We start from the raw sequence: 1,981 nt of genomic DNA, 5'->3' as shown, positions 1-1,981 counted from the left end.
GTTGGCGTAGCCGCCGGCTCCCCCGCCCGCGGTACTCCACGGGTTTTCGGAGCCGGTGTCGCCGACGTTCGACCATGCTTCCCCGTCGACGGGCCGCCACTGGTCCGTGGGCTCGTTGCCGCCGCCGCGGCCGCCGGGGCGATTGTCATCAAAAGGACTGCTCATGGTTACCGTGGCTCCTCGTCAGATGTTCACGTTCGATTCTGGCACAGCCCCCGGACGGCACCACCCCGCCTTCCCCGCGAACGGGGAGGACGGGGCGGGACACGCTTTCGCCGAGGCGGGTCCGGGCAACTGCCGCAGGGGCGGATTCCGGGAAACCGCCGCAGGGGCGGGGTTTAGCTGGAGCCCAGCGAGCCGAAGGCGGCGGGCAGGGAATTCTCCACGGTAATCGGGGTACCACCGCTCACCTTGCGGGCCGTCGGACCGACGAGAGATCCGATGCGGACGAACCCTCCGTGCTGGTACTGGCCCAGCTCCTGGGGGGCGCGGTAGGTGAAGTCGACGACGATGGACTTCGACTTGGACACGGTGGGATTGTCCTCGAACAAACCGAGGAAACCGCCCTCGGTCCACGACAGGCGGACCTCCTGCAGGCCGTTCTCCACGGGAACGACGGTGCGATCCTCGGCGGGGACGGCGTGCAGAGCCTCGCCGAGCGCGTTTTCCTTCATGCGGGTGACGGAGACCAGCTCGAAGCCCTGGGGCATGATGTCGGCGATCTCGCGGACCTTGGTCCCGTTGTCGTTGTTGCCGATGATCTCGATGCGCGTGGTCACCAGACCACCCGGCGTGACGGTGACGCCGCGGGTGACCTGCTTGTACATGGTGGCGCTCCAGATCCAGCCACCAGTCGAATCCAGCTTCACCTTCGGCGCCGACGACTCGCCCATGCCGGGCATGAGGGAACCGAAGTCGGGCAGGACGGGGTTGATCTGGGCGGACGCCGGGGAGGCGACGCCGATGGCCATGCCGGCGGCGATGGCGGCGGCAGCGGCCGCACGGGTGAACTTCTTCATGATTGCTCCTGTGTCAGGGGGAAACACGGTGGCGGGCTTGCTTTGCGACGCCCACCGGACCGCGATCTGGCGTCTTAGTTGGAAGAACCGGAGTTCAGCGAGCCCCAGTCGATGGAGCCGGAGGAGTTGTTGTCGCCGCCCGGCAGGTCGGGGATCGGGATGATCGGGCGGGCGACGACGTTGACGGACGGGCCGCCATCGTCGGCCTTGGTGGAGTGCCGGAAGGAGCCGCCTGCGGCGGAAACCTCCATGCCGGCGCCAGTCTGCTTCCAGCCGGTCTCCTCGGGAGCAACGTAGGTGAAGTCGATGGAAAGCTTTCCCTCGCCGATGTGGATGCGACCGATGCCGTTGTTGTTGAGGTCGACTCGCGTATCGCGCAGCCCCTCACGCTCGACGCTGGTGTACTGCTCGGCGGTCAGCGGAGTGGTCGTGCCATCCGGGCGGTTGAGAACGACCGAGTCGATCGTGAAACCGGCGGGCATGACATCGGTGATTGCCTGAACGCGGGCCTCGGAAAGTGCGCCGCTCTTACCGCCCTCGACCTCGACGCGGAGGGTGATCTTCTCTCCCTGGGTCACGTTCTGGCCGCCCAAGATCTGCTTGTACAGGGTCGCACTGTAGACGCCCCACTGGCTGACGGGCTCGCCGACCTGAAGGCGCTGGCCGGCCTCGAGAGCGGAGACCGCCCGATCGGCGATCTCGCCGAGAGGGCCCGGCAGAGCCGGCTGGGCGACGGCCGCACCGGCGGCGCCGAGGAGCATGGTGGTGGCGGCGGCGCCGGCGACGGCGGCGCGGGTGATGTTCTTGCGCATGGGGTTTCCTAACGGTGAAGGGGATTTCCGGTGTGCGGAAAGCATGGGTGGATTGGGGGACGGCGGGCCGTCGTCAAGCGAGGTGCTACTCGCCCTCGTCGCCCTGGTCCAGCGAACCGAGGTCGATGGAACCCCAGTCGATGGAGCCCG

At 67.8% G+C, this 1,981-nt stretch carries 2 protein-coding genes; both read right to left on the bottom strand.

What is annotated here, in order from left to right:
- Positions 1 to 338 precede the first annotated feature (338 nt).
- Positions 339 to 1,019, bottom strand: coding sequence for a hypothetical protein (locus GX015_RS07315; RefSeq protein WP_291343984.1), 681 nt, complete (start codon positions 1,017 to 1,019; stop codon positions 339 to 341).
- A 74-nt stretch (positions 1,020 to 1,093) separates the two neighbouring features.
- A complete protein-coding gene (locus GX015_RS07310; protein WP_291343983.1) occupies positions 1,094 to 1,831 on the bottom strand; it encodes a hypothetical protein in 738 nt (245 codons plus the stop codon).
- Positions 1,832 to 1,981 lie beyond the last annotated feature (150 nt).

It is taken from the genome of Corynebacterium sp. (assembly GCF_012837295.1).
Taxonomy (GTDB): Bacteria; Actinomycetota; Actinomycetes; order Mycobacteriales; family Mycobacteriaceae; genus Corynebacterium.
The sequence above is the reverse complement of the archived record's forward strand: the minus strand, read 5'-3'. Positions and strand labels throughout refer to the sequence as shown.